Source organism: Streptomyces sp. NPDC001348, from assembly GCF_053597535.1.
This window is the reverse complement of record NZ_JBSFIK010000088.1, coordinates 1-3,336: the sequence shown is the minus strand read 5'-3', so window position 1 is coordinate 3,336 and position 3,336 is coordinate 1. Positions and strand designations below refer to the sequence as shown.

General features: G+C 70.4%; 4 protein-coding genes. 1 reads left to right on the top strand and 3 read right to left on the bottom strand.

Features of this window, described 5'->3' with window-relative positions; all coding sequences use genetic code 11:
• Nucleotides 1–326: 326 nt before the first annotated feature.
• Entirely contained in the window at nt 327–1,334 is a 1,008-nt protein-coding gene (locus ACWC21_RS41280; protein ID WP_450889986.1) for a stage II sporulation protein M, read from the bottom strand.
• A 110-nt stretch (nt 1,335–1,444) separates the two neighbouring features.
• Here ACWC21_RS41280 and ACWC21_RS41275 point away from each other — a divergent pair, with 110 nt between their 5' ends.
• Complete coding sequence (locus tag ACWC21_RS41275; RefSeq protein WP_450889984.1) at nt 1,445–2,488, top strand: RDD family protein; 1,044 nt, start codon at nt 1,445–1,447, stop codon at nt 2,486–2,488.
• Between the two features lie 17 nt (nt 2,489–2,505).
• On the opposite strand, the gene ACWC21_RS41270 is transcribed toward ACWC21_RS41275, so the two are convergent.
• Together ACWC21_RS41270 and ACWC21_RS41265 are read right to left on the bottom strand one after the other, a co-directional pair.
• Entirely contained in the window at nt 2,506–3,120 is a 615-nt protein-coding gene (locus tag ACWC21_RS41270; RefSeq protein WP_450889982.1) for a hypothetical protein, read from the bottom strand.
• A gap of 121 nt (nt 3,121–3,241) precedes the next feature.
• A partial coding sequence (locus ACWC21_RS41265) for an adenosylhomocysteinase (RefSeq protein WP_353787965.1) occupies nt 3,242–3,336 on the bottom strand: 95 nt, incomplete at its 5' end.

Below are 3,336 nucleotides of genomic sequence, written 5' to 3'. Positions count from 1 at the left end.
TCGGTCTTGCGTTTCCGACTCTATCAGATCTTTTCTCGATCCGATTTCCTCGGTGCTTTCCAGGTTTCCCGCTCTCGCGGTTTCCCTTTCCGGCGGATCCGACTTTATCAGAAGTTCTTGGCCGGTCTGACCGGCCGCTCATTTCTGAGTTATCGGGGGAGGCTTCTCGGGAATGAAGTTCCTCGGGAAGCAGATAGATTCTAGCTGCCTCATCTGGAGACGTCCAGTTCTAGGCAACTGTTTGAATCTACCTCCCCACTCGAGCCATGTCAACAGCTCTCGCGGGGCGAAGAGGAGACTAGCAGCTCAGGGGAGGCGTTCGCACATCAGGCGGCGGTCGGCACGCTGGCGCTGCGTTCGACCGTCTCGACGTCGCCCGTGTCGCCGGCGCGTGCGGCCCGGCCGCCGAGGACGTAGACGTACGTAAGGAACGCCAGCTCGGCGAGGACACCTATTCCTATGCGCGCCCAGGTCGGGAGTCCCGACGGGGTCACGAATCCCTCGATGGTGCCGGAGACGAAGAGGACCAGGGCGAGGCCGATGGCCATGCCGACGGCGGCACGGCCTTCCTCCGCGAGGGCCGTGCGGCGACTGCGCGGGCCGGGGTCGACGAGGGTCCAGCCGAGACGCAGTCCCGTACCCGCCGCGACGAACACCGCGGTGAGTTCCAGCAGCCCGTGCGGAAGGACGAGGCCGAGGAAGGTGTCGAGCCGGCCGGCCGAGGACATCAGGCCCAGGCCGACCCCCAGGTTGAGCATGTTCTCGAACAGGATCCAGAGGACCGGGAGGCCCAAGAAGACACCGAGGACCAGGCACATCGCGGCGGCCTGGGCGTTGTTCGTCCACACCTGGGCGGCGAAGGAGGCGGCGGGGTGGCTGGAGTAGTACGTCTCGTACTCGCCACCGGGGCGGGTGAGCTGCCGCAACTGGCTGGGGGCGGCGATGGAGGACTGCACCTCGGGGTGGGTACCGATCCACCAGCCCAGGAGAACCGCGATCGCGGTGGAAAGCAGAGCGGTGGGCACCCACCAGTGGCGCGAGCGGTAGACCGCCGCGGGGAATCCCTGTCCGAGAAACCGTGTGACGTCGCGCCACGAGGCTCGGCGTGTGCCTGTCACGGCGCTGCGCGCGCGTGCGACGAGCTGGCTGAGCCGACCGGTGAGCTGGGGGTCTGGGGCGCTGGACTGGATCAGGGAGAGGTGTGTCGCGGTGCGCTGGTAGAGGGCGACGAGTTCGTCGGCTTCCACACCGGTGAGGCGGCGCTGACGGCGGAGCAGCGCGTCGAGGCGGTCCCACTCGGCTCGGTGGGCGGCGACGAAGACGTCGAGATCCATCGGGTCTGTCTGCTCCTCTCCTCGTCCGTCAGCTTGTCGTACTGGAGCGCGATGTGTCCTCAGCTTGGCAGACTTGCGATTCTCCGGGTGGACCAGGAAGGGCGGCGGGCGTGGGTGAGCTGGTGACGGGCGAGGCGGTGGCGCTCGAGTTGCGTCCCGCGAGGCTGCCCAGCAGGGCGCTGGCGGTGTTGCTCGACCTGGTCGTGACCGTGGTCGTCTACCTGGTCGCGACCCTGGTGGTGGTGGCGACGACGTCGTCCCTGGACGAGGCGGCGCAGGTCGCGCTGTCGATCGCCTGCTTTCTGCTGGTGCTGGTGGGCGGGCCGATCGCGGTGGAGACGCTCAGTCATGGGCGTTCGCTCGGGAAGCTGGCGTTCGGGCTGCGGGTGGTGCGGGACGACGGCGGGCCGATTCGGTTCCGGCACGCGCTGGTGCGGGGTGCGGTCGGCGTGGTGGAGATCCTGATGACGTTCGGTGTCGTCGCCTGTATCGCTTCGCTGGTGTCGGAGCGCGGGCGGCGGCTCGGGGATGTCTTTGCCGGAACCCTGGTCGTGCGGGAGCGCTTGCCGGTGGGGCAGGGGCAGTTCGTTCCTCCGCCGCCGCCCTGGCTGGCGGGGCGTTTCTCGGGGCTCGACCTGTCCGCGGTTCCCGATGGTCTGTGGCTTGCCGTCCGTCAGTACCTGACGCGTATGCAGCAGCTTGATCCGCAGGTCGGCCGGGCGATGGCGGAGCGGCTCGCGGCCGACCTGACGGCTCGCACCGGCGCTCCGGCGCCGCAGGGCGTACCGCCCTCCGCCTATCTGGCCGCCGTGCTGCACGAGCGGCAGGCCCGCGAGGCCCGGCGGACCTTCGGTGGTGGCCCGGCCGGTGGCGGTCTCCCGGGCGTCGGGGGTGCGGCCGTCCCTTCGGCGGTGGTGCCCGGCGGCTACGTGCCACCGGGTTCGCAGCCGTCCGCACCGCCGGTGCCACAGCCGCCCGTGTCGCCGTTCCAGCAGCCGCAGGAGCCCTGGCAGCCGCAGGAGCCCGCCGGGCATGTCACCCCCGCCGTCGGTCGTCCCGAGGCTCCGGCTCGGGACGACCGGGCGGCCGAGCACCCGCAGGGCGGCGGTTCCGCGGTCGAGCGGCCGGCCACCGGTTTCGTGCCTCCGGCGTAGTCGTTGCCCGGCCTGGCTCAGTCGAAGGCCGAGGGGGGTGACTCGAGGTCCTCCAGCTCGACGCCGGGCGCGGCCAGGACCACGTCACCGGCGATGTGCACGGCGTGCCGTTCGCCCGTGTCCAGGGCGGTGACCTGGTATTCGTCCACGGTCAGGGGGCCGTTGTCAGTGGCGTGTGTTTCTCTTTCCACCAAGGCCCAGGACTGGTCCACGGTGCGCGGGGCGAGGACCGGTTCCGTGAAGGCCACGAGGCGTACGCGGGTCGCGGCGGCGGAAGGGGTGAGGCGCAGGAGACGGGCGGTGGCGACGAGGAAGGCGGGGGAGGTGCCGGTGAAGGAGTGGGCGCGCACATTGCCTTCGGTGGCATGGGTGCCGGTGGGGTCGGTACGGACCCAGGTGACGCCGTCGAGGGCTGCGCCGCGCACCTGCCAGTTGGCGGCGTGGAGTTCGAGTCGGACGGGGCGGCCGAGTTCGTCCAGGGCGAGGTCGACCGAGCCGCTCTGCTTGCCCGAGGGCGTGGTGAGCCGGGAGACGTAGCGCCAGCCGGAAGGGCCGGGCGCGCACTGGAAGTGTTCTTCTGCGAAGGGGGTGTGATCGTGCGGATCGTGGAGCGAATAACGGCCGCGGGGCATGGGGGTCCTGGGTCTTGACGGGCTGCCGGTCCGGCCCTTGGTCGCCGGTCCGGTCAAAGGGGCAGGCCCCCGGCACGGGGGTGCGGGGGCCTGCCTCGGAGTTCGGCGACTCAGCGGCGACTCAGTAGCGGTAGTGGTCCGGCTTGTAGGGGCCGTCGACCTCGACGCCGATGTAGGCGGCCTGCTCCGGGCGCAGCGTGGTGAGCTTGACGCCGA

Excerpts from the sequence above, each read along its gene's own strand:
- ACWC21_RS41270 (WP_450889982.1), bottom strand. The coding sequence starts at position 3,120 with ATGCCCCGCGGCCGTTATTCGCTCCACGATCCGCACGATCACACCCCC.
- ACWC21_RS41280 (WP_450889986.1), bottom strand. The coding sequence starts at position 1,334 with ATGGATCTCGACGTCTTCGTCGCCGCCCACCGAGCCGAGTGGGACCGC.